The 25,396-nt window shown below is 67.9% G+C and carries 24 protein-coding genes and 1 pseudogene; 20 read left to right on the top strand and 5 right to left on the bottom strand.

Features of this window, described 5'->3' with window-relative positions; translation table 11 throughout:
* Positions 1-33: 33 nt before the first annotated feature.
* The 4 genes and pseudogenes from hemN to BCR55_RS03545 form a co-directional block, all read left to right on the top strand.
* A pseudogene (hemN, locus tag BCR55_RS03530) lies at positions 34-1,338 on the top strand (oxygen-independent coproporphyrinogen III oxidase); the annotation flags it as partial.
* Between the two features lie 81 nt (positions 1,339-1,419).
* Positions 1,420-1,677: a hypothetical protein gene (locus tag BCR55_RS03535; RefSeq protein ID WP_065494174.1), complete on the top strand. Its 258-nt coding sequence runs from the start codon at positions 1,420-1,422 to the stop codon at positions 1,675-1,677.
* Positions 1,678-1,779: 102 nt separating this feature from the next.
* Positions 1,780-2,433, top strand: a complete 654-nt coding sequence (locus tag BCR55_RS03540) for a protein-L-isoaspartate O-methyltransferase (protein ID WP_006412081.1) — start codon at positions 1,780-1,782, stop codon at positions 2,431-2,433.
* Between the two features lie 14 nt (positions 2,434-2,447).
* Positions 2,448-2,771, top strand: coding sequence for a rhodanese-like domain-containing protein (locus BCR55_RS03545; RefSeq protein WP_006400913.1), 324 nt, complete (start codon positions 2,448-2,450; stop codon positions 2,769-2,771).
* 60 nt (positions 2,772-2,831) lie between these two features.
* On the opposite strand, the gene BCR55_RS03550 is transcribed toward BCR55_RS03545, so the two are convergent.
* A complete protein-coding gene (locus BCR55_RS03550) occupies positions 2,832-4,160 on the bottom strand; it encodes an aspartate aminotransferase family protein (RefSeq protein ID WP_065494175.1) in 1,329 nt (442 codons plus the stop codon).
* Between the two features lie 305 nt (positions 4,161-4,465).
* Here BCR55_RS03550 and urtA point away from each other — a divergent pair, with 305 nt between their 5' ends.
* From urtA to ureG, 12 genes are all read left to right on the top strand, one after another.
* Positions 4,466-5,773 carry an urea ABC transporter substrate-binding protein gene (gene urtA, locus BCR55_RS03555; protein ID WP_006406303.1) on the top strand — a complete coding sequence of 436 codons (1,308 nt, stop codon included), beginning with the start codon at positions 4,466-4,468 and terminating at the stop codon, positions 5,771-5,773.
* A 182-nt stretch (positions 5,774-5,955) separates the two neighbouring features.
* Positions 5,956-7,578 carry an urea ABC transporter permease subunit UrtB gene (gene urtB / locus BCR55_RS03560; protein WP_065494176.1) on the top strand — a complete coding sequence of 541 codons (1,623 nt, stop codon included), beginning with the start codon at positions 5,956-5,958 and terminating at the stop codon, positions 7,576-7,578.
* 1 nt (position 7,579) lies between these two features.
* Positions 7,580-8,767, top strand: a complete 1,188-nt coding sequence (gene urtC, locus BCR55_RS03565; protein WP_006400917.1) for an urea ABC transporter permease subunit UrtC — start codon at positions 7,580-7,582, stop codon at positions 8,765-8,767.
* Positions 8,764-9,621: an urea ABC transporter ATP-binding protein UrtD gene (gene urtD, locus BCR55_RS03570; protein WP_006406305.1), complete on the top strand. Its 858-nt coding sequence runs from the start codon at positions 8,764-8,766 to the stop codon at positions 9,619-9,621. Before urtC ends, urtD begins: the two co-directional genes overlap by 4 nt.
* Before the next feature lie 4 nt (positions 9,622-9,625).
* Positions 9,626-10,318 carry an urea ABC transporter ATP-binding subunit UrtE gene (gene urtE / locus BCR55_RS03575; protein WP_006400919.1) on the top strand — a complete coding sequence of 231 codons (693 nt, stop codon included), beginning with the start codon at positions 9,626-9,628 and terminating at the stop codon, positions 10,316-10,318.
* Between the two features lie 126 nt (positions 10,319-10,444).
* Positions 10,445-11,320, top strand: coding sequence for an urease accessory protein UreD (locus BCR55_RS03580; protein WP_053297541.1), 876 nt, complete (start codon positions 10,445-10,447; stop codon positions 11,318-11,320).
* Between the two features lie 216 nt (positions 11,321-11,536).
* Entirely contained in the window at positions 11,537-11,839 is a 303-nt protein-coding gene (gene ureA / locus BCR55_RS03585) for an urease subunit gamma (RefSeq protein WP_006406310.1), read from the top strand.
* An 8-nt stretch (positions 11,840-11,847) separates the two neighbouring features.
* On the top strand, positions 11,848-12,153 hold the full coding sequence (locus BCR55_RS03590) for an urease subunit beta (protein ID WP_006406311.1): 306 nt from the start codon (positions 11,848-11,850) through the stop codon (positions 12,151-12,153).
* A gap of 35 nt (positions 12,154-12,188) precedes the next feature.
* Positions 12,189-13,895 (top strand): urease subunit alpha, encoded by a 1,707-nt coding sequence (gene ureC / locus BCR55_RS03595; RefSeq protein ID WP_065494177.1) that lies wholly within the window; start codon positions 12,189-12,191, stop codon positions 13,893-13,895.
* 17 nt (positions 13,896-13,912) lie between these two features.
* Positions 13,913-14,548: an urease accessory protein UreE gene (gene ureE, locus BCR55_RS03600; protein WP_065494178.1), complete on the top strand. Its 636-nt coding sequence runs from the start codon at positions 13,913-13,915 to the stop codon at positions 14,546-14,548.
* Positions 14,535-15,215 carry an urease accessory protein UreF gene (locus tag BCR55_RS03605; RefSeq protein ID WP_065494179.1) on the top strand — a complete coding sequence of 227 codons (681 nt, stop codon included), beginning with the start codon at positions 14,535-14,537 and terminating at the stop codon, positions 15,213-15,215. The genes ureE and BCR55_RS03605 overlap by 14 nt, the downstream gene beginning before the upstream one ends.
* A gap of 20 nt (positions 15,216-15,235) precedes the next feature.
* Positions 15,236-15,883, top strand: a complete 648-nt coding sequence (ureG, locus tag BCR55_RS03610) for an urease accessory protein UreG (protein ID WP_006406315.1) — start codon at positions 15,236-15,238, stop codon at positions 15,881-15,883.
* Positions 15,884-15,997: 114 nt separating this feature from the next.
* Here the strand turns inward: ureG and waaA are convergent, their stop codons facing one another.
* The 4 genes from waaA to BCR55_RS03630 all read right to left on the bottom strand — a co-directional run bounded on the left by waaA (position 15,998) and on the right by BCR55_RS03630 (position 20,837).
* Positions 15,998-17,335 carry a lipid IV(A) 3-deoxy-D-manno-octulosonic acid transferase gene (waaA, locus tag BCR55_RS03615; RefSeq protein ID WP_006408834.1) on the bottom strand — a complete coding sequence of 446 codons (1,338 nt, stop codon included), beginning with the start codon at positions 17,333-17,335 and terminating at the stop codon, positions 15,998-16,000.
* A gap of 37 nt (positions 17,336-17,372) precedes the next feature.
* Entirely contained in the window at positions 17,373-18,257 is an 885-nt protein-coding gene (locus BCR55_RS03620) for a Kdo hydroxylase family protein (RefSeq protein WP_006406317.1), read from the bottom strand.
* A 25-nt stretch (positions 18,258-18,282) separates the two neighbouring features.
* Positions 18,283-19,350, bottom strand: a complete 1,068-nt coding sequence (gene waaC / locus BCR55_RS03625) for a lipopolysaccharide heptosyltransferase I (RefSeq protein ID WP_370685775.1) — start codon at positions 19,348-19,350, stop codon at positions 18,283-18,285.
* A gap of 92 nt (positions 19,351-19,442) precedes the next feature.
* Positions 19,443-20,837 carry a phosphomannomutase/phosphoglucomutase gene (locus tag BCR55_RS03630; RefSeq protein ID WP_006400938.1) on the bottom strand — a complete coding sequence of 465 codons (1,395 nt, stop codon included), beginning with the start codon at positions 20,835-20,837 and terminating at the stop codon, positions 19,443-19,445.
* Positions 20,838-21,085: 248 nt separating this feature from the next.
* Between BCR55_RS03630 and BCR55_RS03635 the strand changes: the two genes are divergently transcribed.
* The 4 genes from BCR55_RS03635 to galE are packed head-to-tail and all read left to right on the top strand — an operon-like array spanning position 21,086 to position 25,378.
* Positions 21,086-22,342 (top strand): oligosaccharide flippase family protein, encoded by a 1,257-nt coding sequence (locus BCR55_RS03635; protein WP_065494180.1) that lies wholly within the window; start codon positions 21,086-21,088, stop codon positions 22,340-22,342.
* Complete coding sequence (locus BCR55_RS03640; protein ID WP_065494181.1) at positions 22,339-23,163, top strand: glycosyltransferase; 825 nt, start codon at positions 22,339-22,341, stop codon at positions 23,161-23,163. Before BCR55_RS03635 ends, BCR55_RS03640 begins: the two co-directional genes overlap by 4 nt.
* 40 nt (positions 23,164-23,203) lie before the next feature.
* A complete protein-coding gene (locus tag BCR55_RS03645) occupies positions 23,204-24,340 on the top strand; it encodes a glycosyltransferase family 4 protein (RefSeq protein ID WP_065494182.1) in 1,137 nt (378 codons plus the stop codon).
* A gap of 15 nt (positions 24,341-24,355) precedes the next feature.
* Positions 24,356-25,378 carry a UDP-glucose 4-epimerase GalE gene (galE, locus tag BCR55_RS03650; RefSeq protein WP_065494183.1) on the top strand — a complete coding sequence of 341 codons (1,023 nt, stop codon included), beginning with the start codon at positions 24,356-24,358 and terminating at the stop codon, positions 25,376-25,378.
* Positions 25,379-25,396 lie beyond the last annotated feature (18 nt).

Consider the following 25,396-nt stretch of genomic DNA (forward strand, 5'->3'; position numbering starts at 1 on the left):
TTACCATGACCACCCCTCTCTACAAGCCGCTCCGGGCTTTTGCACACTAATCAGAACACTACCCATAGCGACTACGTGCGCGCGGCGAGCGATCCGGGCGCGTCGTCGAGCGAGCTGTCGCTGTACTTCCACATCCCGTTCTGCAACACGGCCTGCTTCTACTGCGGCTGCAACCGGATCGCGACGAACAACCATCGGCGCGCGCGCCCGTATCTCGATCAACTGAAACGCGAAATCGCGCTACAAGCGACGCTGTTCGATCGGTCGCGCCCGGTCACGCAACTGCATTGGGGCGGCGGCACGCCGACGTTCCTGTCCGACGACGAAACGGCCGAGCTGATGGCCGCGACGCGCGAGCACTTCCTGCTCGCGCCCGACGCGGATGCCGAATACTCGATCGAAATCGACCCGCGCACGGTCACGCCGGCCACGCTCGTCCATCTGCGCACGATCGGCTTCAACCGGCTGAGCCTCGGCGTGCAGGATTTCGATCCGGACGTGCAGCGCGCGATCAACCGGATCCAGCCGCTCGCGATGACGGCCGACGTGATGGCCGCCGCGCGCGCGACGGGCTTCCATTCGATCAGCGTCGACCTGATCTACGGGCTGCCGCACCAGACGGTCGCCGCGTTCGCGCGCACGCTCGAGACGATCATCGAGCTCGCCCCGGACCGGCTGTCGGTGTTCGGCTACGCGCACATGCCGCATCTGTTCAAGATGCAGCGCCGGATCGACGACGCGACGCTGCCGCCGCCCGAAACGCGCATCGCGCTGCTCGGTCTCGCGATCGACATGCTGACGTCGGCCGGCTACGTCTACATCGGGATGGACCACTTCGCACGACCCTCCGACGAACTCGTGCGCGCGCAGCGCAACGGCACGCTGCAGCGCAATTTCCAGGGCTACAGTACGCGCGCCGATACGGACCTGATCGGGATCGGCGTGTCGTCGATCGGCAAGGTCGGCGACGTCTACGCGCAGAACGCCAAGGATCTGCCGGCCTACGGCGCGGCGCTCGAGGCGGGACGCCTGCCGATCGCGCGCGGCGTGCGGCTGACCGCCGACGACCGCCTGCGCCGCGACGTGATCGCTCAGCTGATGTGCAATCTCGAGCTGCCGTTCTCGCCGATCGAAGCCGCGCACGGAATCCGCTTCGCCGATCGTTTCGCGCGCGAGCTCGACGCGCTGCGCCCGTTCGAGCGCGACGGGCTGCTGACAATCGCCGCCGACCGGCTGACGATCCACCCGCCGGGCCGGATGGTCGTGCGCAACATCGCGATGGCGTTCGACGCGTATCTCGGCCGCACGCCGGCGCAGCGCTACTCGCGCACGGTCTGAGCCGCCGCGCGGCGCAGGCGGCCGGCGCGCGGGCGGCGGGTTTGATAAAGTACGGAGCTTACGCCCCGCCACACGCCCACGATGCGCACCACCAAAGCGACCCACGCGGTCGAACGCCTGAAAGCCCGCTCCGGCAATCCGCAGTACGCGGCCGTCGCGATGCCGGGCGGCCTGTTCTATCTCGTCGACCGCTCGGGCGGCACCGCCAAGAAGCGCTGCGACCCGCTGCCGCTCGACGAATTCGTCAAGTTCGTCGATGAACTTGGCCCCAAAAAACCGCGCAAGGTCAGCAAGCTGGACCTCGCGTTCGAGGCGCAGATCAACAAGCGGAAAGGATAAGGTTCGTTGCAGGGCGCCTGAAGGCTTGCCGGGCGCCCTGTTTGGTACAATCACGAAGTTTTTCTATCCTCGCTGATAGCCGCCAGGCTGCATGACCACACCATGAATATCGAAAAAGCGCGTTTCAACATGATCGAACAGCAGATCCGGCCGTGGGACGTGCTGGATCTGGATGTCCTGGGCCTGCTGTCGATCGTCAAGCGTGAGAATTTCGTTCCGGCCGAATACCGCGATCTCGCGTTCGCCGATCTCGAACTGCCGCTGCCCGGCGGCCGCAAGATGCTGTTCCCGCGCGTCGAAGCGCGCGTGCTGCAGGAACTGGCCGTCAAGAAACACGAGAACGTGCTCGTGATCGGCGCGGGCTCCGGCTACCTGACCGCACTGATCGCGCACCGCGCGCTGCACGTGACGGCCGTCGAGATCGACCCGACGATCGCGAAGTTCGCGGCCGACAACCTGCGCGAGAACGCCGTGACGAACGCGGAAGTCGTGCTCGGCGACGGTTCGCTCGGCTGGCCCGACAAAGCGCCGTACGACGTGATCTGCGTCGCGGGCGGCCTGCCGGTCGTGCCGCAGCAGATGCTCGAACAGCTGAAGATCGGCGGCCGCCTGTCGGCGTTCGTCGGCGGCCGTCCGGTGATGAAGGCGCAGGTGATCACGCGCATCGACGAGAAGCAGTATCGCGTCGCGGACGTGTTCGAAACCTACGTCGACCACCTCGTCAACGCGATGGAACCGTCGCGCTTCAAGTTCTGAGCGGCGGAGCCACCATGCAGATCCTGACGCCCGCGATGCTCGCGGAATGGCTTCGCGATCCGGCGCGCCCCGCGCCGGTCGTCCTCGACGTGCGCGAGCCGTGGGAAGTCGCGACCGCGCAGATCGACGGCAGCGTGTCGATTCCGATGCAGCAGATCCCCGCCCGCAGCGAAGAGCTCGACGACGAAGCGGAAATCGTCTGCGTCTGCCATCACGGGATGCGCAGCGCGCAGGTCGCGATGTTCCTCGAATCGCGCGGCTTCACGAAGCTGTACAACCTGCAGGGCGGAATCGACGCGTGGTCGCGCGACGTCGATCCGTCGGTGCCGCGCTACTGATCGCCCGCTACCGATCGCACGCCGGGCACGCGCCTCGCGTGCCCGCGCTTCTCTCCTTCGCTAGTCCGTTTCCTTCAGCGCTTCCGCGACGATCGCGAACAGCTCCGCGATCTGTGCCTCCTCGACGATCAGCGGCGGCGAAAACGCGAGGATGTCGCCCGTATAGCGAATCATCGCGCCCTTCCTGTAACACCTGACGAACACGTCGTACGCGCGCGTGCCGGGCTTGCCGTCGCGCGGTTTCAGCTCGATGCCGCCGACAAGCCCGAGATTGCGCACGTCGATCACGTGCCGCGCGTCGCGCAGCTTGTGGATCTCGCGTTCGAACACGGGCGCCATGCGCGCCGCGCGGTCGAACAGCTGCTCGTGTTCGTAGACGTCGAGCGTCGCGCACGCGGCGGCCGCGGCGAGCGGATGCCCCGAATACGTATAGCCGTGGAACAGCTCGATGCCGGCCGGCGCGCCGTCGACGATCGTGTCGTGGATCATGTCGCTCGCGGCGACCGCGCCCATCGGCACCGCCGCGTTCGTCGTGCCTTTCGCCATCGTCAGCAGATCGGGCGTCACGCCGAAGAACTGCGCGGCGAACGGCGCGCCGAGACGCCCCCAGCCCGTGATCACCTCGTCGAAGATCAGCAGGATTCCGTAGCGGTCGCATAGCGCGCGCAGCCGCTCGAGATAGCCCTGCGGCGGAATCAGCACGCCGGCCGAGCCGGCGACCGGTTCGACGATCACCGCGGCGATCGTCGATGCGTCGTGCAGCGCGACGATTCGCTCGAGTTCGTCGGCGAGATGTGCGCCCCACGCAGGCTGCCCTTTCGAAAACGCGGCTTCGGCGATGTTCAGCGTATGCGGCAGATGGTCGACCGCCGGCAGCAGCGCGCCCGAATACGCCTTGCGGTTCGGCGCGATGCCGCCGACTGAGATGCCGCCGAAGCCGACGCCGTGATAGCCGCGCTCGCGGCCGACGAAGCGCGTACGCTGCGCTTCGCCGCGCGCGCGGTGATACGCGAGCGCGATCTTCAGCGCGGTATCGACCGCTTCGGAGCCGGAGTTCGTGAAGAACACGTGCTTCAGATTGCCCGGCGTATGACGCGCGATGCGCGTCGCGGCCTCGAACGCCTTCGGGTGCCCCATCTGGAACGTCGGCGCGAAATCCATCTCGGCCGCCTGCGCGCCGATCGCCGCGACGATCTCGCCGCGGCAATGACCGGCGTTCACGCACCAGAGCCCGGCGGTGCCGTCGAGAATGCGTCGGCCGTCGTCCGACGTGTAGTACATCCCCTTCGCCGATACCAGCAGGCGCGGCGCGTCCTTGAACTGACGGTTCGCGGTAAACGGCATCCAGAACGCGGACAGATCGGGCGTATTCGAGGGCGATTCGGTCATGACGTCTCCTTGGCGGTATCGGGCGCGGCCGTTCGCTGCGCCGGCGTGGTGCGCCGACGCCCGTTCGATGCGGATCGAACATCGAGTGTAGGCACCGAAACGGTGAAGCACAACCGTGCACCATCTGCGCCCGCGCGCCTGCACCGCGACGGCGCGGCCGATGCCACACGATGCGTCATCGAATCCCGCCGAACAGCCGCTCGGGCCCGCCCCGCGCGGCTTCGCGCGACTGGCACATGCCTTGCGTGAGTGGATCGGCCGGCGCCGCGCGGCGCATGCGCATCCAACACGTCAAGGGGATACCGATGAAACGTCGCAGTCTGTTGAAGTTCGGTTCGATGGCCGGTGCGCTCGCGCTGGCAGGCAGGAGCCCGTTCGCGCACGCAGCCGATGCGGGCACCGGCCCGATCAAGGTCGGCATCCTGCATTCGCTGTCGGGCACGATGGCGATTTCCGAAACGTCGCTGAAGGACACGGCGCTGATGACGATCGCCGACATCAACAAGAACGGCGGCGTGATGGGCCGCAAGATCGAGCCGGTCGTCGTCGATCCGGCGTCGAACTGGCCGCTGTTCGCGGAGAAGGCGCGCCAGCTCCTGACGCAGGACAAGGTCGCATGCGTGTTTGGCTGCTGGACGTCGGTGTCGCGCAAGTCGGTGCTGCCGGTGTTCGAAGAGCTGAACGGGCTGCTCTACTACCCGGTGCAGTACGAAGGCGAGGAAATGTCGCGCAACGTCTTCTATACGGGCGCCGCGCCGAACCAGCAGGCGATTCCGGCCGTCGAGTATCTGATGAGCGCCGAAGGCGGCGGCGCGAAGCGCTTCTTCCTGCTCGGCACCGACTATGTGTATCCGCGCACGACGAACAAGATCCTGCGCGCGTTCCTCAAATCGAAAGGCGTGAAGGAAGCCGACATCCAGGAGGTCTACACGCCGTTCGGCCACAGCGACTATCAGACGATCGTCGCGAACATCAAGACCTTCGCGCAAGGCGGCAAGACCACCGTCATCTCGACGATCAACGGCGATTCGAACGTGCCGTTCTACAAGGAGCTCGGCAACCAGGGCATCAAGGCGACCGACGTGCCGGTCGTCGCGTTCTCGGTCGGCGAGGAAGAGCTGCGCGGGATCGACACGAAGCCGCTCGTCGGCCACCTCGCCGCATGGAACTACTTCATGTCGGTGAAGAACCCGACCAACACGAAGTTCAAGGACCAGTTCGCCGCGTGGGTGAAGGCGAACAATCTGCCGGGCGGCGCGAAGCGCGTGACGAACGATCCGATGGAGGCGACCTACGTCGGCATCCATATGTGGAAGCAGGCGGTCGAGAAAGCGAAGAGCACCGACGTCGACAAGGTGCGTGTCGCGATGATCGGCCAGACCGTTGCCGCGCCGTCGGGCTTCACGCTGTCGATGGACGGCAACCATCATCTGCACAAGCCGGTGATGATCGGCGAGATCCGCGGCGACGGGCAGTTCAACGTCGTATGGAAGACGAAGACCGCGGTACGGGCGCAACCGTGGAGCCCGTTCATCGCCGGCAACCAGGGCAAGCCGGACGTCGTCAGCTCGATTCCGGCATTCCTGCGGCGGCAGCGCGCGGCGCTGGCCTGATGCGATGCGGGACGTTGCTTGCATGCGCAACGTTCCGCACCTGAGCGGTTCAGCGCGATGACGGCGCGGTACGGCGGCTGCGTCGTTGTATGCCGCATCGCGAGGCCGCCGCGGCCGCCGAAACGCGCGGCCCCGCCGCTCCACCGCACGTCACCGCTTCTCTACGCCTGACAGGATTTCCGATGCCACTACGCTTTCGCCGGGCCGTCGCCGTCGCGGCCCTCGTCTGTGCCGCTGTCGCGGGCGCGCTGCCGCACGCGGCATACGCGCTGACGGCCGCCGACACCGCCGCGCTCGCAGGCGACGACTTCGACGCGAAGACGGCCGCGATCGAACGGCTCTCCACCGACACCGATCCGCGCGCGCTCGCGCTGCTCAATGCACTGTCGAGCGGCGACGCGCTCGCGACCGGCGACGCGCACGTGCTGATCCAGACCGGCGACACCACGCACGACGCGCTCACGCAAGCCGCGACGCCGGCGGGCGACGCGCAGCCCGTGATGCTGAACAACCTGCTGCGCACGAAGATCGCCGCTGCGCTGTCGGGCCTCGCGCTGGCATCGCCCGACGTCGCCGCGCGGCGCGACGCGATCGATGCGCTGCTGAAGTCGCCCGATCCTGCACTGAAGCCGATGATCGAGCGCGCCCGCGCGAAGGAGACCGATCCCGCGCTGAAACGCCGCCTCGACGCGCTGTGGGCGATCGCGGCGCTGCACGATGCCGATCCGGCGAAACGCCTCGAAGCCGTGCGCGTGGTGGCCGCGCGCAGCGATGTCGACATGATCGAGCAGTTGCGTCCGCTCGTCGCGAAGAACGCGGACGGCAGCTTTGCCGAACCCGACGCGCACGTGCGCGACGCGGCCCAGCACGGGCTCGACGCGCTGCATGCGCTGCAGCGCCGCGCCGAGATCGTCGGCACCGTGTTCGCGGGCCTGTCGCTCGGCAGTGTGCTGCTGCTCGCGGCGCTCGGCCTCGCGATCACGTACGGGCTGATCGGCGTGATCAACATGGCGCACGGCGAATTCCTGATGATCGGTGCGTACGCAACCTATGTCGTGCAGACGCTGATCCAGCGCCACGCGCCGGCCGCGTTCGACTGGTATCCGCTCGTCGCGGTGCCGGCGTCGTTCGCGGCGGCCGCACTCGTCGGCATCGTGCTCGAACGGCTCGTGCTGCGACATCTGTACGGCCGCCCGCTCGAGACGCTGCTCGCCACGTTCGGCGTGAGCCTGATCCTGATCCAGGCGACGCGGATGCTGTTCGGCGCGCAGAACGTGCAGGTCGTGAATCCGTCGTGGATGAGCGGCGGCGTCACCGTGATGCAGAACCTGATCCTGCCGTACAACCGGCTCGCGATCCTCGCGTTCGCGCTCGCGGTAGTGGGCGTCGCATGGGCCGTGCTGACGAAGACGCGGCTCGGCCTGTTCGTGCGCGCCGTCACGCAGAACCGCCGGATGGCCGCATGCGTCGGCGTGAAGACCGCGCGCGTCGACGCCTATGCATTCGCGTTCGGCGCCGGCATCGCGGGGCTCGGCGGCTGCGCGCTGTCGCAGATCGGCAATGTCGGCCCGGACCTCGGGCAGAACTACATCATCGATTCGTTCATGGCGGTCGTGCTCGGCGGCGTCGGCCAGATTGCCGGCACCGTGCTCGGCAGCTTCGGCCTCGGCCTCGTCGGCAAGGCGATCGAACCGTTCTGGGGCGCGGTGCTGGCGAAGATCGCCGTGCTCGTGATGATCGTGCTGTTCATCCAGAAGCGTCCCCAGGGCATGTTTGCCGCGAAGGGCCGCAGCGCGGAGGCTTGACGTGACTTCCCTCACCGATTCGTTGTCGAACGCGGCCGCCGATGCGCAGCCGCACGCGCCCGCCGCGCGCACGCACGGCGGCTTCGCACTGGGCCTGCCGCCGCGCCCGGCGCTGCTGTCGCGCCGCGCATGGCTCGCGCTCGTCGCGCTGTGCCTCGCGGTCGGCATCGGCGTGCCGCTCGCGGCGCTCGTCGCGCCCGAGTCGAGCGCGTTCCATCTGTCCGCCTATGCGATGACGCTCGCCGGCAAGCTGATGTGCTATGCGATCGCCGCGCTCGCGCTCGATCTCGTCTGGGGCTACTGCGGCATCCTGAGCCTCGGCCACGGGCTGTTCTTCGCGCTCGGCGGCTATGCGATCGGCATGTACCTGATGCGCGAGATCGGCCGCGACGGCCAGTACGGCAGCGACCTGCCCGACTTCATGGTGTTTCTCGACTGGCACCAATTGCCGTGGTACTGGGCCGGCACGCAGCACCTCGCGTGGGCGCTGCTGCTCGTCGTGCTCGTGCCGGCCGTGCTCGCATGGGTATTCGGCTTTTTCGCGTTCCGCTCGCGCGTGAAGGGCGTCTATCTGTCGATCATCACGCAAGCGCTGACGTTCGCCGCGATGCTGCTGTTCTATCGGAACGAGACGGGCTTCGGCGGCAACAACGGCTTCACCGATTTCAAGCGGATCGCCGGCTTCCCGATCACGTCGCCCGGCACGCGTACCGTGCTGCTGCTGCTCACGTTCGCGACGCTCGTGCTCGCGTTCGTCGCCGCGCGCGCGATCGTCACGAGCAAGCTCGGCCGCGTCGTGACCGCGGTGCGCGACGGCGAGACGCGGCTGATGTTCCTCGGCTACAGCCCGCTCGCCTACAAGCTGTTCGTGTGGACCGTCTCGGCCGTGCTGTGCGGCATCGCGGGCGCGCTGTACGTGCCGCAGGTCGGCATCGTGAACCCCGGCGAGATGTCGCCCGGCAATTCGATCGAGATGGCGATCTGGGTCGCGGTCGGCGGACGCGGCACGCTGATCGGCCCGATCGTCGGCGCGTTCGCGGTGAACGGCGCGAAGAGCGTGTTTACCGCCTACTTCGCCGAATACTGGCTGTTCTTTCTCGGCCTGATCTTCGTGCTCGTGCCGCTGCTGCTGCCGCGCGGGATCATGGGCGTCGTCGAACGCGTGCTTGCGAAAGGGGAAAGCCGATGAACGGAACGGCGCTTTATCAGTTCATTCCGCCGCCGGAAGACGACCAGCTTGCGGTGAGCGGCACCGCGTCGATGGGCCGCGTCGCGCCCACGGGCATCGACACGTCGCACGGCACGATCCTCTATCTCGAGGACATCGACGTGAGCTTCGACGGCTTTCGCGCGCTGAACAAGCTGTCGCTCGCGATCGACGTGGGCGAGCTGCGCTGCGTGATCGGACCGAACGGCGCGGGCAAGACGACGATGATGGACGTGATCACCGGCAAGACGCGCCCCGATGCGGGCAAGGTCTTCCTCGGCCAGACGCTCGACCTCGCGCGGATGAACGAGCCCGAGATCGCGCGCGCGGGGATCGGCCGCAAGTTCCAGAAGCCGACCGTGTTCGAACAGCATCCGGTGTGGGAAAACCTCGAGCTCGCGATGCAGACCGACAAGGGCTGGCTCGCGTCGCTGCGCGCGCGGCTCGACCGCGACGCGCAGGCGAAGATCGAGGAAACGCTCGCGCTGATCGGCCTCGAAAGCCACGCGTTTCGCGCGGCGGGCGAGCTGTCGCACGGCCAGAAACAGCGGCTCGAGATCGGCATGCTGCTGATGCAGCGCCCCGCGCTGCTGCTGCTCGACGAACCGGCGGCCGGGATGACCGATCACGAGACGATGGAACTCGCGGAACTGCTGAACACGTTGCGCGGCACGTGCTCGATGATGGTCGTCGAGCACGACATGGAATTCGTCGCGGCGCTCGCCGGCGACGCGGGCCGCGTGACGGTCATGGCAGAAGGCGCGGTGCTCGCGCAAGGCACGCTCGATCAGGTCAAGCGCAACGACGCCGTGATCGAGTCTTACCTCGGACGATGATGCGATGCTGAAGATCGAAGCGCTCAACCAGTACTACGGCGGCAGCCATATCCTGCGCAACGCGACGCTCGATGCTGAAGACGGCAAGCTCACCGTGCTGCTCGGCCGCAACGGCGTCGGCAAGACGACGCTGCTGCGCTGCGTGATGGGCGTCGTCGCCGCGAAAAGCGGCACCGTGTCGTGGCGCGGCGCGTCGCTCGGCACGTTGCGACCGGAGGCACGCGTGGCCGCCGGACTCGCCTACGTGCCGCAGGGCCGCGACATCTTTCCTCGATTGACCGTCGAAGAGAACCTGCTCGTCGGCGCGGCCAGCCGCAGCGCGCGCTCGAAAGTGCCCGAGCGCATCTATGCGCTGTTCCCCGTGCTGAAGGACATGCGCGCGCGGCGCGGCGGCGACCTGTCGGGCGGCCAGCAGCAGCAGCTCGCGATCGGCCGCGCGCTGATGAGCGAGCCGCAGTTGCTGATCCTCGACGAGCCGACCGAAGGCATCCAGCCGTCGATCATCCAGGACATCGGGCGCACGCTGCGTCAGCTCGTCGACGAAACGAAGATGACCGTCCTGCTCGTCGAACAGTATTACGATTTCGCGCGCTCGATCGCGGACCGCTACTGGGTGATGAGCCGCGGCGAGATCGTCGCGGGCGGCGACGCGCGCGACATGGATGCGAACGGCGTGCGCGAACTCATCGCGGTGTAGCGCGCCGCGCGACCTTCATCGTCGGCACTTCCGCGAAAGCGGCATCGGCATTATTGTTCCGGTAGCATCCGCATTCGCGCTGCCGGTTGCGCGCCGATCCGCTCCCTTCGTTTTCCTTTCGCACCGATGTCCGCCTCCGATTCCCACGCGCCGCTGTCGCGCCCCGCCGTCGCCAAGTCGTGGCGCGGCCGCCTCGAACTCGGCTTCGAACGGCAGCACACGCGCACGGCACTCGTGCATCGCTTGCACGACGGCCCGTTGCGCGTGCAGCGCCCGCTGTATCCGGAAGGCGACGCGATCTGCCATGCGGTGATCGTGCATCCGCCGGGCGGCGTCGCGGGCGGCGACCGGCTCGACATCGACATCGCACTCGGCGAGGACACGCACGCCGTCCTCACCACACCGGGCGCGACGAAGTGGTACAAGTCGAACGGGCTCGACGCCACGCAGCGCATCGCGATCGTGCTCGGCGAACGCGCGAAGCTCGACTGGCTGCCGCAGAACAATTTGTTTTTCGATCACGCGCACGCGTCGCTCGATTTCTCGCTGACGCTCGGCGCAGGCGCGAGCGCGATCGGCTGGGACGCGACGCAGCTCGGCCGTCAGGCGGCCGGCGAAACCTGGGCGGCCGGGCGCGTCGCGTCGACGTCGACGCTCGTCGATGCGCACGGCCGGCCGCTCTGGACCGAACGCGCGCTGCTCGATGCGCGCGACCCGCTGCGCGCGGCACCGCAGGGCCTCGCGGGCTTCCCCGCGTACGGCACGCTGTGGGCGGCCGGCGCCGCGTGCGACGCCGCACTCGCCGAATCGCTCGCCGAACGCATGTCGTTCGACGACACGCTGCGCGCGGGCGCGACCTGCGTGACGCCGGGCGTCGTGCTCGTGCGCGCGCTCGCCGCGTCGATGGAAACGCTGCAGCGTCACCTCACCGACTGCTGGCTGCATCTGCGGCCGATCGTGCACGGCGCCGAGGCGCGACCGTTGCGCCTCTGGCAGACCTGAGCACGCGCACCAGTTCGGCGCGCGCCGATGCACGGCGTTCGGGCAGCACGCACGACGAATGTGCATGGAATCGCGCGCGACGTGCATGGCACGCCCCTTGCTGCTTACCGATCCGCTACGTCGCGCACGCCGAACGACGCGGTGCTACGATGAGCCGCGTTCCCGCACGGGTGCCGTGTGCCGTCGAACATTACGCTTTCCTGAACGTCCGCCTTCATGAAACTGACTCCCCGAGAAAAAGACAAGCTGCTGATCTTCACGGCGGCACTGCTGGCCGAACGTCGCCGCGCACGCGGGCTCAAGCTGAACTATCCGGAGGCGGTCGCGTTCATCACGGCCGCGCTGATGGAAGCCGCGCGCGACGGCAAGACCGTCGCCGAAGTCATGCACTACGGCACGACGCTGCTCACGCGCGACGACGTCATGGACGGCGTGCCGGAGATGATTCCCGACATTCAGGTCGAAGCGACCTTCCCCGACGGCACGAAGCTCGTCACCGTCCATCACCCGATTCCGTAAGGCACCACATGATTCCCGGCGAAATCCTCACCGACGACGGCGAACACGAACTGAACGCGGGACGCGCGACGATCGCGCTCGTCGTCGCGAACACCGGCGATCGGCCGGTCCAGGTCGGCTCGCACTATCACTTCTACGAAGTGAACGACGCGCTTGCGTTCGACCGCGAAGCCGCGCGCGGCTTCCGGCTGAACATCGCGGCCGGCACCGCCGTACGCTTCGAGCCGGGCCAGACGCGCACCGTCGAGCTCGTCGCGCTCGCGGGCGACCGCGTCGTCTACGGTTTTCAGGGCAAGGTGATGGGGCCGCTCTGAGCGACGCCCGCGCTTCTCATCAGGAACAGCACGACATGACACTACGCTTGAGCCGCCGCGCGTACGCGGAAATGTTCGGGCCGACGACGGGCGACCGCGTCCGCCTCGCCGACACCGAACTGCTGATCGAGATCGAACGCGACTTCACGATCTACGGCGAGGAAGTGAAGTTCGGCGGCGGCAAGGTGATCCGCGACGGGATGGGCCAGTCGCAGCGCGTCTCGGCCGAGGTGCCGGACACGGTGATCACGAACGCGGTGATCCTCGATCACTGGGGCATCGTGAAGGCCGACATCGCGATCAAGCACGGCCGCATCGCCGCGATCGGCAAGGCCGGCAACCCCGACATCCAGCCCGGCGTGACGATTGCGATCGGTGCGGGTACCGAAGTGATCGCCGGCGAAGGGCTGATCGTGACCGCGGGCGGCATCGATACGCACATCCACTTCATCAGCCCGCAGCAGATCGACGAAGCGCTCGCGTCCGGCGTCACGACGATGCTCGGCGGCGGCACGGGGCCGGCGACCGGCACCAACGCGACGACCTGCACGCCGGGGCCGTGGCACATGGAACGGATGCTGCAGGCGGCCGACGGCTGGCCGATCAATCTCGGCTTTCTCGGCAAGGGCAATGCGAGCCGGCCGGAGCCGCTCGTCGAACAGATCGCGGCCGGCGCGATCGGGTTGAAGCTGCACGAGGACTGGGGCACGACGCCTGCCGCGATCGATACCTGCCTGTCGGTCGCCGACGATACCGACACGCAGGTCGCGATCCATACCGACACGCTGAACGAAGCCGGCTTCGTCGAATCGACGGTCGCCGCGTTCAAGGGCCGCACGATCCACACGTATCACACCGAAGGCGCGGGCGGCGGCCATGCGCCCGACATCCTGAAGGTGTGCGGCGAAGCGAACGTGCTGCCGTCGTCGACGAATCCGACGCGCCCCTACACGATCAACACGCTCGAAGAGCATCTCGACATGCTGATGGTGTGTCATCACCTCGATCCGTCGATCGCGGAGGATCTCGCGTTCGCCGAATCGCGCATCCGCCGCGAGACGATCGCGGCCGAGGACATCCTGCACGATCTCGGCGCGCTGTCGATGCTGTCGTCCGATTCGCAGGCGATGGGCCGCGTCGGCGAAGTGATCATCCGCACCTGGCAGACCGCGCACAAGATGAAGGTGCAGCGCGGCGCGCTGCCGGAAGACAGCGCGCGCAACGACAACTTCCGCGCGAAGCGCTACGTCGCGAAGTACACGATCAATCCGGCGATCACGCACGGTATCGCGCACCACGTCGGCTCGATCGAACCGGGCAAGTGGGCGGATCTCGTGCTGTGGGAACCGGCGTTCTTCGGGATCAAGCCGACGATGATCCTCAAGGGCGGGATGATCGCGCTCGCGCAGATGGGCGACCCCAACGCGTCGATTCCGACGCCGCAGCCCGTTCACTATCGCGAGATGTTCGCGACGCGCGGCGGCGCGCTGGCCCGCACGTCGCTGACCTTCGTGTCGCAGCTGGCGGCCGACGCAGGCATCGCCGAGCGCTACGGGCTCGCGAAGCCGATCGTGCCGGTGCGCAATTGCCGCCAGGTCACGAAGGCCGACATGATCCACAACGCGTGGCGCCCCGCGATCAGCGTCGATCCGGAGACCTACGACGTGATCGCCGACGGCCAGCTGCTGACCTGCGAACCCGCATCCGTGCTGCCGATGGCGCAGCGCTATTTCCTGTTCTGACCGACCGTTCCCGTTTCATGCGCACGCTCGACAAACGCATTGCTCCCAACGTCCGGCTCGCCGCGTCGCTCGTCGCACGCGCACCGTCGCTCACGCTGACCTACGACGCCCGCTGCAAGAGCCGGCTCGCCGCGACGCTCGACACCGGCGAAGACGTCGCCGTGCTGCTGCCGCGCGGCACCGTGCTGCGCGACGGCGACGTGCTCGTCGCCGACGACGGCGCACTCGTGCGCATCGCGGCGGCCGCCGAAACCGTGCTGCTCGTGCGCGCGGCCGATCCGCTGACGTTGATGCGCGCCGCCTATCACCTCGGCAACCGGCACACGCCGGTCGAGATCGGCGACGGCTATCTGAAGCTTGAAGCCGACCCGGTGCTCGCCGACATGCTGCGCCGGCTCGGCACGCAGGTCGAGCAAACGAGCGCGCCGTTCCAGCCGGAAGCCGGCGCATACGGCGGCGGCCACAAGCACGGACACGATGCGACGTTCGCCGAAGACTATGCGCTCGCGCAGCAGGCGTTCGGCGAACACCACGGCCACTCGCACTCGCACTCGCACTCGCACTCGCACGATCACGGTCACGATCACGATCACGATCACGATCATCAGCATGGTCCCGGTTGCACGCACGGCCACGGCCATGAACACCACTGAACTCGTCGCGCTGCTGCATCTCGCGTCGCCGGCATTGCCGATCGGCGCGTTCAGCTATTCGCAGGGGCTCGAAGCGGCGCTCGACGCCAACCTGGTCCACGACGCGGACAGCGCGCGCGACTGGATCGCCAGCGGCCTGACCGACGTGCTCGCGCACGGCGAACTGCCGTTCCTCGCACACCAGCTCGCGCGCTGGCATGCGCACGACGCGCCCGCGCTCGCCGCCGAAAACGCATGGTTCGTCGCGAGCCGCGAATCGTCGGAACTGCGTCGCGAGACCGAGCAGATGGGCTGGTCGCTCGCGCAGCTTTGTGCGTCGCTCGAATGGGGCGATGCCGCGCGGCGCGCGACGCTCGCGTCGCTGCAGCCGATCGCGCTGCCGACCGCGTTCGCCTATGCGGCCGCCGCGCACGATGCCGGCGCCGATGCGGTGCTCGCCGCCTATGCATTCGGCTGGGTCGAGAACCAGACGGCCGCCGCGCTGAAAGCCGTGCCGCTCGGCCAGCTCGCCGGCCAGCGCATCATCGTCGCACTGCGCGATGCGATCGACGCGGCCGTGCGCCGCGCGCTCGCGACGCCGGCCGATGCCGTCAACACGTTCGCGCCGCAGCTCGGCATCCTGTCCGCACGGCACGAAACGCAGTATTCGCGGTTGTTCCGCTCCTGACCTACGACCCACACTACGCCATGAACGCACCCGCTCCCTCCGTCTCCCGCCGCACCAAGAAACTGCCGCCGCTGCGCGTCGGCATCGGCGGCCCGGTCGGCTCAGGCAAGACCACGCTGCTCGAAATGCTGTGCAAGACGATGCGCGACCGGTACGACCTCGTCGCGATCACCAACGACATCTATACGAAGGAAGATCAGCGCCTGCTGACGGTCGCCGGCGCGCTGCCCGAGGAACGCATCATGGGCGTCGAGACGGGCGGCTGCCCGCACACGGCGATCCGCGAGGATGCGTCGATCAATCTCGAGGCCGTCGACCGGATGCTGTCGCGCTTTCCCGATGCCGACATCGTGTTCATCGAATCGGGCGGCGACAATCTCGCGGCAACGTTCAGCCCCGAGCTGTCGGACCTGACGATCTACGTGATCGACGTCGCGGGCGGCGAGAAGATTCCGCGCAAGGGCGGCCCCGGCATCACGAAGTCCGACCTGCTCGTGATCAACAAGACCGATCTCGCGCCGCTGGTCGGCGCGAACCTCGACGTGATGGCGTCCGACACGAAGAAGATGCGCGGCGAGCGGCCTTACGTGATGACGAACCTGAAGGCGCTCGAAGGCGTCGCGGAAGTCGTCGCGTTCATCGAGAAGAAGGGATTGTTGACGGTCTGAGCGAACGGCCGGCCCACGCACGACCGGGAGATGGCCTCGGGGCCGGCGGCGATCTGAAATAGGCGGCGGCAGCGCGGCGCCGGCGCTGCGCAATCGCGTCGCGCCGGCTCGCCGTCAGTCGTCCTGCGTGACGGACGTGTCGCGCTCGACCGGCGGCAGCAGGGCCGCCAGCACGTCCACCGTGCGCGCGGTCGCGCCGCGATGGCGTGCCGCAAACGCCGCGGCGGCGGCGCCCATCGCGATGCGCCGCGGGTTGTCGGCGAACAGCGCGTCGAGCACGTGCGCGAGATCGAGCGGATCCGCGACCTGCAGCGCCGCGCCGGCCGCGACCGCGTCGGCCGTCGCCTGCGTGAAGTTGAACACGTGCGGCCCGATCACGACCGGCACGCCGACCGCGCATGCCTCGATCAGGTTCTGGCCGCCGAGCGGCAGCAGGCTGCCGCCGATGAACGCGACGTCGGCCGCCGCGTAGTACGCGCCAAGCTCGCCCATCGAATCGCCGAGCAGCACCTGCACGTCGTTCGGCAGCGCATCCGCGGCCGGGCGACCTGCCGCGAGCGCGGCCGCATCGGCCGCCCATGCGGAGCGCCGTACGCATTTGAGCCCTTCGCGCGCGACCAGCGACTCGACTTCCGCAAAGCGCTGCGGATGGCGCGGCACGAGCATCAGCAGCGCGCCGGGCGTGCGCATCGCCGCGAACGCCTGCAACACGAGCGCTTCCTCGTTCTCGCGCGTGCTCGCCGCGACCCACACCGGACGCTTGCCGATCGCGTCACGCCATGCATGGCCGCGCGCCGCGAGTTCGGGCGGCGTCGTCATGTCGAACTTCAGGTTGCCGAGCACCGCGACGTTGCGTGCACCGAGCGACGTCAGCCGCTCGGCATCGGCCGGGCTCTGCGCGAGCACGCGCGAGAAGCCGCCGAACACTTCCTGCGTCGCCGCACCGAACTTCGCCGCGCGCCGGCACGAACGCGCCGACATCCGCGCATTCGTCAGCACGAGCGGCACGTCCGCGCGACGGCACTCGTCGATCAGCGTCGGCCACACTTCCGTTTCCATCACGAGGCCGAGCGTCGGCCGCCATGCGCGCAGAAAGCGCCGTACGGCGCCCGGCATGTCGTAGGGCAGATAGCAGCGCAGCACGCGATCGCCGAACAGCTGCTCGCCCGTCGCGCGGCCGCTCGGCGTCATGTGCGTGAGCAGGATCCGCGCGTCGGGCCGCGCGCGCATCAGCGCGTCGATCAGCGGCTGCGCGGCGCGCGTCTCGCCGACCGACACCGCATGCACCCAGATCAGCGGCGCGCGATCGTCGGGCGCGCGGCCCGCGCCGTAGCCGAAGCGCTCGCCGATATGTTCGCGATAGCCGTACTCCTTGCGCGAGCGTACGTACAGCCGCACGACGGCGAGCGGCGCGACGAGCCACCACAGCGCGCGATAGATCGTCCTCAGCATGCGTGTGCCCGGCGGTCGTGTCGAAGAATATGCGCGCTCAAACCAGCGCCCTGCCCGTGAGCCGCTCGAGGATGCCGAGCGGCGCGCACTCGCGGCGCACCATCGCGTCGACCGGCAGGAAGAAGGTCTGCTCGAGCATGAACTGTCCGGACATCACAGCGTGCGAAGTCTGATCGGAGAAGCATATCCACACGCTGCCCGGCGGAAACGGCATCGTCTGCTGCGGGCAAGTCTTCTGATAGTCGAGATCGGCCTTCATCCCGTCGTGCAGATTCAGCATCAGATGGTCGTAGGCGCTGCGCCGCGACTTCGTCACGTGCAGCAGATTCAGCAGCCACGCGGAGCCCGGCAGCTGCGGACGGATCTTCGGCAGAAAGCGCTTCGCGACGTCCTCGAACGGCTCGCCGACGCGCCAGACGCGCGGCACGCCCGCCGGGTTCACGTTCGTGAACACGCGCAGGATCCGCTCGCCGTAGTTCGGCCGCGACGGGAACGCGTCGACGTGCAGCCGGCTGTCGTCCTTGCGCCACGACGTCTGGCGCGTCTCGACCTGCATCAGCCGCAGGCTCGTCGGCGCGACACGCAGCTTGCCGCGGTATTCGGGAAACAGGCCGTCGACGAGCGTGCCGGCCTGCTGCTGAAAGCGCGCGACGAGCGCGCGCACGGCAGACTGCGTGACTTCGTCGCCGAGCACGCCGACGAGCGCGCCGCCGTTCGGCGCAAGACTGATGTTCTTGCGTTTCGGATCGGCGAGCGCCGGATCGAGCAGCGCTTCCTCGCCGCCTTCGATCGCGAAGCGCAGGTGCGGAAAATACAGCACCTTGCCTTCCTCGACTGCCGCCAGCAACTGCTCGCGCGGCACCGACAGCTGATGTCCGCTCCAGTCGGCGGACGAGACTTCGATGATCTGGGATTCGCTCATGATCGGTTCGCCACGAATGCGTGCGTTACAGGAGACCGAAGCCCGCGAGCGCCGACTTCACCTGCGCGATCGACGGGGGCTGCCCCGCCGTGCCGAGATTGACGACGTTCGGCGACCAGTAGCCGCCGGTTCGCCAGGCCGTCGCGAAATTGTACAGTTCGACGGTCGGGCGCTTCAGCGCGGCCGCGATGTGAACCAGACCTGTATCAACCCCGACCGTCGCCGCCGCGCCGTCGATCAGGCCGACCACGGCCGGCAGCGACAGCTTCGGCGGCACGATCGCGGCCTCGCCGAACTCCTTCGCGAGCCGCTCGCTCGTCGCGCGCTCCGCGTCGTTGCCCCACGGCAGCACGAGCGATGCGCCGCGCCGTACCAGCGCCTGGCCGAGCTCGATCCATGCGGCGTCGGGCCATTGTTTGTCCGCGCGCGAAGTCGCGTGGACGAACACCACGTAGGGCACCGGCAGGTTCAGCCCGACCGAGGCGATCGCACGCGACGCATCGCGCGTGTCGAGGCCGAAATCGACGGGATCGGCCGGCGTCGGCGCCGGATCGCCGAGCGCGGCCGCGACGAGCTGCCGCGAACGCTCGACGACGTGCGTGCGCGGCGCAATCGGCACGCGCTTGCGATAGAAGAAGCGCACCGGCCATTCGTAACCGGCGCCGTCGGTCCGGTTGCCGAGGCCGACGAGCGGCCCGCGCGCCCAGCTCGCGACCCACGCCGTCTTGATCAAGCCCTGGCAGTCAATCACGAGATCGTAGTGCTCGGCCGCGAGCTGCTTGCGAAACGCGCGGATCTCGCGCCACGTCGCGCCGGAGAACGGCTGCTTGCGCCAGCGGCGCAGCGAGAACGGCAGCACGTTGCGCACGCCGTCGACGAGCTTCACGAGATCGACGAAGCTTTCTTCGACGAGCCAGTCGATCTGCGCATCGGGATGGCGACGCCGGATATCGGCGATCACCGGCATGTTGTGCACGACGTCGCCCAGCGACGACACGCGCACGATCAGGATCTTTTGCACGCTGAAAAAACGCCGGCAGACGGCCGGCGACAGGCATAAAGACGCGATTTTATCGCGCCCGGCGCCGCAGATTGACAAAAAGCGGCGCACGCGTCACGCGCACGCCGCTTTTCGGGGAGAAGGCGACCGGTCAGGGCCACCGATGCGGCCGCCCGATGCCCAGGTCAGAACGGCAGCTTCACGTCCGGCTTCGCGGCCGTCAGCACACGGCGGAAGTCGTCCTGAATGCGCTTCAGGCCGTCCTGCGTCTCCGCCTCGAAGCGCAGCACGACGACCGGCGTCGTGTTCGACGAACGCGCGAGCCCGAAGCCGTCCGGATACTCGACACGCAGGCCGTCGATCGTCACGACTTCGTCCGCGCCGTCGAACTTCGCTTCCTTCTGCAGCTTCTCGATCAGGCTGAAGTTCTCGCCCTCTTCCAGCTTCAGCTGCAGTTCCGGCGTGCTCATCGCATCCGGCAGCGCGTTCAGCACGGCGCTCGGGTCGGCCGTCTTCGCGAGGATCTCGAGCAGGCGCGCGCCCGTGTAGAGGCCGTCGTCGAAGCCGTACCAGCGATCCTTGAAGAACACGTGGCCGCTCATCTCGCCCGCGAGCGGCGCGCCCGTCTCGCGCAGCTTCGCCTTCACGAGCGAGTGGCCCGTCTTCCACATCAGCGGCTCGCCGCCCTTCGACTTCACCCATTGCGCGAGGTGGCGCGTGCACTTCACGTCGTAGATGATCTGCGCGCCCGGGTTGCGCGACAGCACTTCCTCGGCGAACAGCATCAGCTGGCGATCCGGATAGATGATCTGGCCGTCCTTCGTGACGACGCCGAGACGGTCGCCGTCGCCGTCGAACGCGAAGCCGAGCTCGGCGTCCGTGTCCTTCAGCGCCTGGATCACGTCCTGCAGGTTTTCCGGGTGGGCCGGATCGGGGTGATGGTTCGGGAACGTGCCGTCGATGTCGGTGAAGCGCTCGACCAGCGTGCAGCCGAGCGCCTTGAACAGGCGCGTCGCAAGCGGACCGGCAACGCCGTTGCCCGCGTCGACGACGAGCTTCAGCGGGCGCGCGAGCTTCACGTCGCCGACGATGCGGTCGATGTACGCGTCGGCCACGTCGTGCTCTTCGTACGTGCCGCTGCCGCTCTCGAAGCGCTCGTCGACGATGCGGCGATACAGCGCCTGGATCTGCTCGCCGTAGATCGCCGCGCCGCGCAGCACCATCTTGAAACCGTTGTAGTCGGGCGGGTTGTGGCTGCCGGTGACGACGATGCACGAATCGACGCGGCGCTCGCCGCCCTTCAGCGCGAGCGGTACGCTCGCCGCGAAATAGCCGACCGGCGTCGGGACCATGCCGATGTCGACGACGTCGACGCCTGCCGCACGCAGCCCGTCGGCGAGCGCGCCGACGAGCTCGGGCCCGGACAGGCGGCCGTCGCGCGCGACGACGACCGCGTCGCCGCCCTGCGCGCGCACTTCGCTGCCGAACGCGCGGCCGATGCTGCGCGCCGTGTCGGCGTCGAGCGTCTTGCCGACCACGCCGCGGATGTCATATGCCTTGAAGATGGATTGGGAGATCATCGATTCTCTCTCGGTTGCGTGCATGGAAAATAGTCTGGCCGCCTCTCGCCGGTGCCGGCGCATGCTACACGCAGGCCCCGCGCGGAACAACGGACGGGACGGCTGGAGCGGCCCCGATCCCACTTATAATCGCGGGTTTCGATGACGTGCATACCGCCCATTTTAATGCGTAGTCGCTCCGCCGCCTTCCTGCCGCCAGCCGGCGCCCTGCCGGCCGCCCCGCGCGCGTGCGGCCGCCTAGCCGCCGCATGCTGAAGCGATTCGGCAACCCGGACGTCGCGAAAGCCGTCGCGAACCTCGTCTGGCTGGGGCTCGAACGGCTGACGCAGATCGGCGTCGCGATCGCGATCAGCGGGCTGCTGGCCCGTTATTTCGGGCCGGACGTGTTCGGCAAATGGCAGTATGCGAATACGCTGCTCCTCGTGCTGGCGCCGCTGACCTGGGTGTGCGGCGCGGAAATTCTGGTGCCGACCATCGTGCAGCGCCCGCCGGCCCAGCTCGGCGCCGTGCTCGGCAGCGCGTTCGCGCTGCGCATCGGCGTGTCGATCGCCGCGCTCGTCGCGACCTGGATCGCGATCGCCGCCGGCGCGTTCGATCCGCTCGTCGGCGCGATGCTGGCCGGCCTTGCCGTCACGATGGTGTTCCGCGAGCCGTTCGTCGGCGTCATCAACGCGTGGCTGCAGAGCATGACGTACAGCAAGCCGCAGCTCGTGACTAGCATGTTCACCGCGCTCGCGAAGGCGCTGCTCGTCTGGCTGCTGGTGCGCGCCGCCGCCGCGCCCGCCCGCTTCGCGTGGCTGTGGGCGCTCGAGGCGGCCGCGATCGGTTTCGTGCTGCTGCTGTACTACCGTCATCGTAACGGCGGCTCGCTCGGCTGGACGTTCGACAAACCGCTGTTCCGGCATTTCGCGACGGCCGGCACCGTGTTCTGGCTCGGGCTGATCTGCATGTACCTGTTCCTGAAGCTCGACCGGCTGATGCTCGAACGCCACGTGTCGTTCGCCGACCTCGGCCGGTACGCTGCCGCACAACAGCTCAACGAGAACTGGATCACGCTCGCGCTGATGCTCGCGCAAACCATCGCGCCCGCGTTCGTCTACCGCGTGCAGGACGTCGCGCGATTGCGCCGCAACATCGTCCGGCTCATCGCGATGACCGCCGCGCTGATGACGGCCGGCGCGCTCGTGCTCGATGCCGCCGCGCCGCTGATCGTCGGCAAGGTGTTCGGACGCGGCTACGAGGCGTCAGTCGACATCTTCCGTTGGGCCGTCTGGCTGTCCGTGCCTGCCGGGATCGAGGCGATAGGCAATCTTATCGTGCTCAAATATCAAGCAAAATTCGTGTTGCTCGCGAAATGGGCGCTCGCGCTCGCGATCGCCGCGCTCGCGAACTGGCTCGCGATCCCGCGGCTCGGGCTGTACGGCGCGCTCGTCGGGCTCGCTGCCGGCTATGCGGCCGCCGCGGCCGTCAATTTTTATTACATTCGTTTCAAACTGCCTTCATGACGTCTCCCGCTTCCGCGCCGCCGCTCGACGACGTCGCCGTGCTGATGCCGGCCTACAACGGGCACGACGACGTCGTGCGCACGCTCGCGTCGTTCCGCGAGGACACGCCCGTGCACGTGCTGATCGTCGACGACGGCAGCAAGCCGCCGATCGTCGCGCCCGCGATCGCGGGCCTCGCGATCGAAGTGCTGCGCATGCCGCATAACGTCGGCATCGAGCGCGCGCTCGAAGCCGGCATCGAGGCGCTCGCGCAGCGCGGCTTCCGCTATGCCGCGCGCATCGACGCCGGCGATCTCGCCGCGCCGCAGCGCCTCGCGAAGCAGCGCGCATTTCTCGACGCGCACCCGCAAGTCGCCTGCGTCGGGATGTGGACGCAGGTCGTGTCGCGCGCCGGCGAGCCGCGCTTCATGCTGACGCCGCCCGCCGATCCGCGCACGCTGCGCCGCACGCGCTTCCTGCGCTCGCCGCTCGTGCATCCGTCGGTGATGCTGCGCATCGACGCCGTGCGCGAGGTCGGCAACTACCGCGCGAAGTACCGCGCGGCCGAGGATCTCGATCTTTTTTTACGGTTAATGCAACGCTACGATTGCGCGAACCTGCCCGAGCTCGGCCTCTATTACGAGCTCAACGAGGGCGGAATCAGCGCGACGAAGCGCCGCCGCCAGCTGATGTCGACGCTCGCGCTGCTGCTGCGCCACTTCAACGCGCTGAATCCGTACGACTGGGCCGGCCTCGCGAAGAACCTGCTGCACTTCGTGACGCCGTATCGGACGCTGCAACGCATCAAGCAGACGCTGTTCGCCGCGCGGCCGTCCGCCTAGCGCGCAGGGCATTTTCGACGCTTTATTTTTTCTTTTTTTCATGTCCGCCACTTCCCCGCTGCGCATTGCGCTCGTCTGCAACACGGCTTGGGCGATCTACACGTATCGGCACGGGTTGATCCGTGCGCTCGTCGCGCACGGCGCCGACGTGATCGTGATCGCGCCGCACGACCGGACCGTGCCGCTGCTCGAGCAGATGGGCTGCCGCTACGTGGCGCTCGCGATCGCGTCGAAAGGCACGAGCCCGCGCGAGGATCTCGGCACGCTCGCCGCGCTGGTTCGCCACTACCGTGCGCTGCAGCCCCATCTCGTGTTCCATTACACGATCAAGCCGAACATCTACGGCTCGGTCGCGGCGTGGCTCGCGCGCGTGCCGTCGATCGCGGTGACGACCGGGCTCGGCTACGTGTTCATCCAGAAAAGCCGCGCGGCGAGCATCGCCAAGCGGCTGTATCGGTTCGCGTTCCGCTTTCCGCGTGAAGTGTGGTTCTTGAACCGCGACGATCTCGCGACCTTCACCGACGAACGGTTGCTCGCGCATCCGGAGCGCGCGCGGCTGCTGCACGGCGAAGGCGTCGATCTCGATCAGTTCGCGCCGGTGCCGCTGCCGGGCGGCGACGCACCGGTATTCATCCTGATCGGCCGACTGCTGTGGGATAAAGGCGTGCGTGAGTACGTCGAGGCTGCGCGCATCGTGCGAGCGCGCCATCCGAATGCGCGCTTTCAGCTGCTCGGGCCGCTCGGTGTCGACAACCCGAGTGCGATCGGCCGCGCTGACGTCGATGCGTGGGTCGCCGAAGGCATCGTCGAGTATCTCGGCGAAGCGCACGACGTGCGTCCGCACATCGCGGCCGCCGACTGCGTCGTGCTGCCGTCGTATCGCGAGGGCGTGCCGCGCACGCTGATGGAGGCGTCCGCGATGGGGCGCCCGATCGTCGCGACCGACGTGCCGGGCTGCCGCGACGTCGTCGCCGACGGCGAAACGGGCTTCCTGTGCCGCGTGCGCGATAGCGCGAGCCTCGCCGAGCAATTGATGCGCATGATCGACATCGGAACGGCCGGACGCGAGGCGATGGGCGAGCGCGGCCGGCGCAAGGTCGCAGCCGAGTTCGACGAGCAGCAGGTCGTCGAACGCTATCGGCGTACTATTCACACGTTGACAGGTATTACATTTTGAAGGAGCACATGAGCAATGAGCGCTAAAGGCACCATCCTCGTTACGGGCGGCGCGGGGTATATCGGCTCGCACACGGCTGTCGAGCTGCTCGATAACGGCTACGACGTCGTGATCGTCGACAACCTCGTCAACAGCAAGGCCGAATCGGTGCGGCGCATCGAACGCATCACCGGCAAGCAGCCCGCATTCCATCAGGTCGACGTCTGCGACGAAGCCGCGCTCGCGAAAGTGTTCGACGCGCATCCGATCACCGGCACGATTCACTTCGCGGCGCTGAAGGCCGTCGGCGAATCGGTTGCGAAGCCGCTCGAGTACTACCAGAACAATCTTGGCGGGCTGCTGACCGTGCTGAACGTCATGCGCGCGCGCAACGTGAAGCAGTTCGTGTTCAGCTCGTCGGCGACCGTGTACGGTGTGCCCGAGCGCTCGCCGATCGACGAATCGTTCCCGCTCTCCGCGACGAATCCGTACGGCCAGTCGAAGCTGATCGCCGAGCAGATCCTGCGCGATCTCGAAGTGTCCGATCCGTCGTGGCGGATCGCGACACTGCGCTATTTCAACCCGGTCGGTGCGCATGCGAGCGGGCTGATCGGCGAGGATCCGGCCGGCATTCCGAACAACCTGATGCCTTATGTCGCGCAGGTCGCCGTCGGCAAGCTCGAGAAGCTGCGCGTGTTCGGCTCCGACTATCCGACGCCCGACGGCACCGGCGTGCGCGACTACATCCACGTCGTCGATCTCGCGAAGGGGCACATCGCCGCGCTCGATGCGCTCGTGAAGCGCGACGCGAGCTTCGTCGTGAACCTCGGCACCGGCCAGGGCTACAGCGTGCTTGATGTCGTACGCGCGTTCGAGAAGGCGTCGGGCCGCCCGGTGCCGTACGAGATCGTCGCGCGCCGCCCGGGCGACGTCGCCGAGTGCTATGCGAACCCGCAGGCGGCCGCCGACATCATCGGCTGGCGTGCGACGCTCGGCCTCGACGACATGTGTGCGGACCACTGGCGATGGCAGGAGGCGAACCCGCGCGGTTTTGTATAATCCGCTGTCCATTTTTCG

Source organism: Burkholderia sp. CCA53, from assembly GCF_001685525.1.
Classification (GTDB): Bacteria; Pseudomonadota; Gammaproteobacteria; order Burkholderiales; family Burkholderiaceae; genus Burkholderia; species Burkholderia multivorans.

Coding starts and splice junctions, on each gene's coding strand:
- ureG (WP_006406315.1), top strand. CDS start 15,236: ATGAACGCACCCGCTCCCTCCGTCTCCCGCCGCACCAAGAAACTGCCG.
- ureC (WP_065494177.1), top strand. CDS start 12,189: ATGACACTACGCTTGAGCCGCCGCGCGTACGCGGAAATGTTCGGGCCG.
- urtB (WP_065494176.1), top strand. CDS start 5,956: ATGCCACTACGCTTTCGCCGGGCCGTCGCCGTCGCGGCCCTCGTCTGT.
- urtE (WP_006400919.1), top strand. CDS start 9,626: ATGCTGAAGATCGAAGCGCTCAACCAGTACTACGGCGGCAGCCATATC.
- galE (WP_065494183.1), top strand. CDS start 24,356: ATGAGCGCTAAAGGCACCATCCTCGTTACGGGCGGCGCGGGGTATATC.
- BCR55_RS03645 (WP_065494182.1), top strand. CDS start 23,204: ATGTCCGCCACTTCCCCGCTGCGCATTGCGCTCGTCTGCAACACGGCT.
- BCR55_RS03605 (WP_065494179.1), top strand. CDS start 14,535: ATGAACACCACTGAACTCGTCGCGCTGCTGCATCTCGCGTCGCCGGCA.
- urtD (WP_006406305.1), top strand. CDS start 8,764: ATGAACGGAACGGCGCTTTATCAGTTCATTCCGCCGCCGGAAGACGAC.
- ureA (WP_006406310.1), top strand. CDS start 11,537: ATGAAACTGACTCCCCGAGAAAAAGACAAGCTGCTGATCTTCACGGCG.
- BCR55_RS03640 (WP_065494181.1), top strand. CDS start 22,339: ATGACGTCTCCCGCTTCCGCGCCGCCGCTCGACGACGTCGCCGTGCTG.
- BCR55_RS03580 (WP_053297541.1), top strand. CDS start 10,445: ATGTCCGCCTCCGATTCCCACGCGCCGCTGTCGCGCCCCGCCGTCGCC.
- BCR55_RS03630 (WP_006400938.1), bottom strand. CDS start 20,837: ATGATCTCCCAATCCATCTTCAAGGCATATGACATCCGCGGCGTGGTC.
- BCR55_RS03545 (WP_006400913.1), top strand. CDS start 2,448: ATGCAGATCCTGACGCCCGCGATGCTCGCGGAATGGCTTCGCGATCCG.
- BCR55_RS03620 (WP_006406317.1), bottom strand. CDS start 18,257: ATGAGCGAATCCCAGATCATCGAAGTCTCGTCCGCCGACTGGAGCGGA.
- ureE (WP_065494178.1), top strand. CDS start 13,913: ATGCGCACGCTCGACAAACGCATTGCTCCCAACGTCCGGCTCGCCGCG.
- BCR55_RS03550 (WP_065494175.1), bottom strand. CDS start 4,160: ATGACCGAATCGCCCTCGAATACGCCCGATCTGTCCGCGTTCTGGATG.
- urtA (WP_006406303.1), top strand. CDS start 4,466: ATGAAACGTCGCAGTCTGTTGAAGTTCGGTTCGATGGCCGGTGCGCTC.
- BCR55_RS03635 (WP_065494180.1), top strand. CDS start 21,086: ATGCTGAAGCGATTCGGCAACCCGGACGTCGCGAAAGCCGTCGCGAAC.
- BCR55_RS03590 (WP_006406311.1), top strand. CDS start 11,848: ATGATTCCCGGCGAAATCCTCACCGACGACGGCGAACACGAACTGAAC.
- BCR55_RS03535 (WP_065494174.1), top strand. CDS start 1,420: ATGCGCACCACCAAAGCGACCCACGCGGTCGAACGCCTGAAAGCCCGC.
- waaA (WP_006408834.1), bottom strand. CDS start 17,335: ATGCTGAGGACGATCTATCGCGCGCTGTGGTGGCTCGTCGCGCCGCTC.
- BCR55_RS03540 (WP_006412081.1), top strand. CDS start 1,780: ATGAATATCGAAAAAGCGCGTTTCAACATGATCGAACAGCAGATCCGG.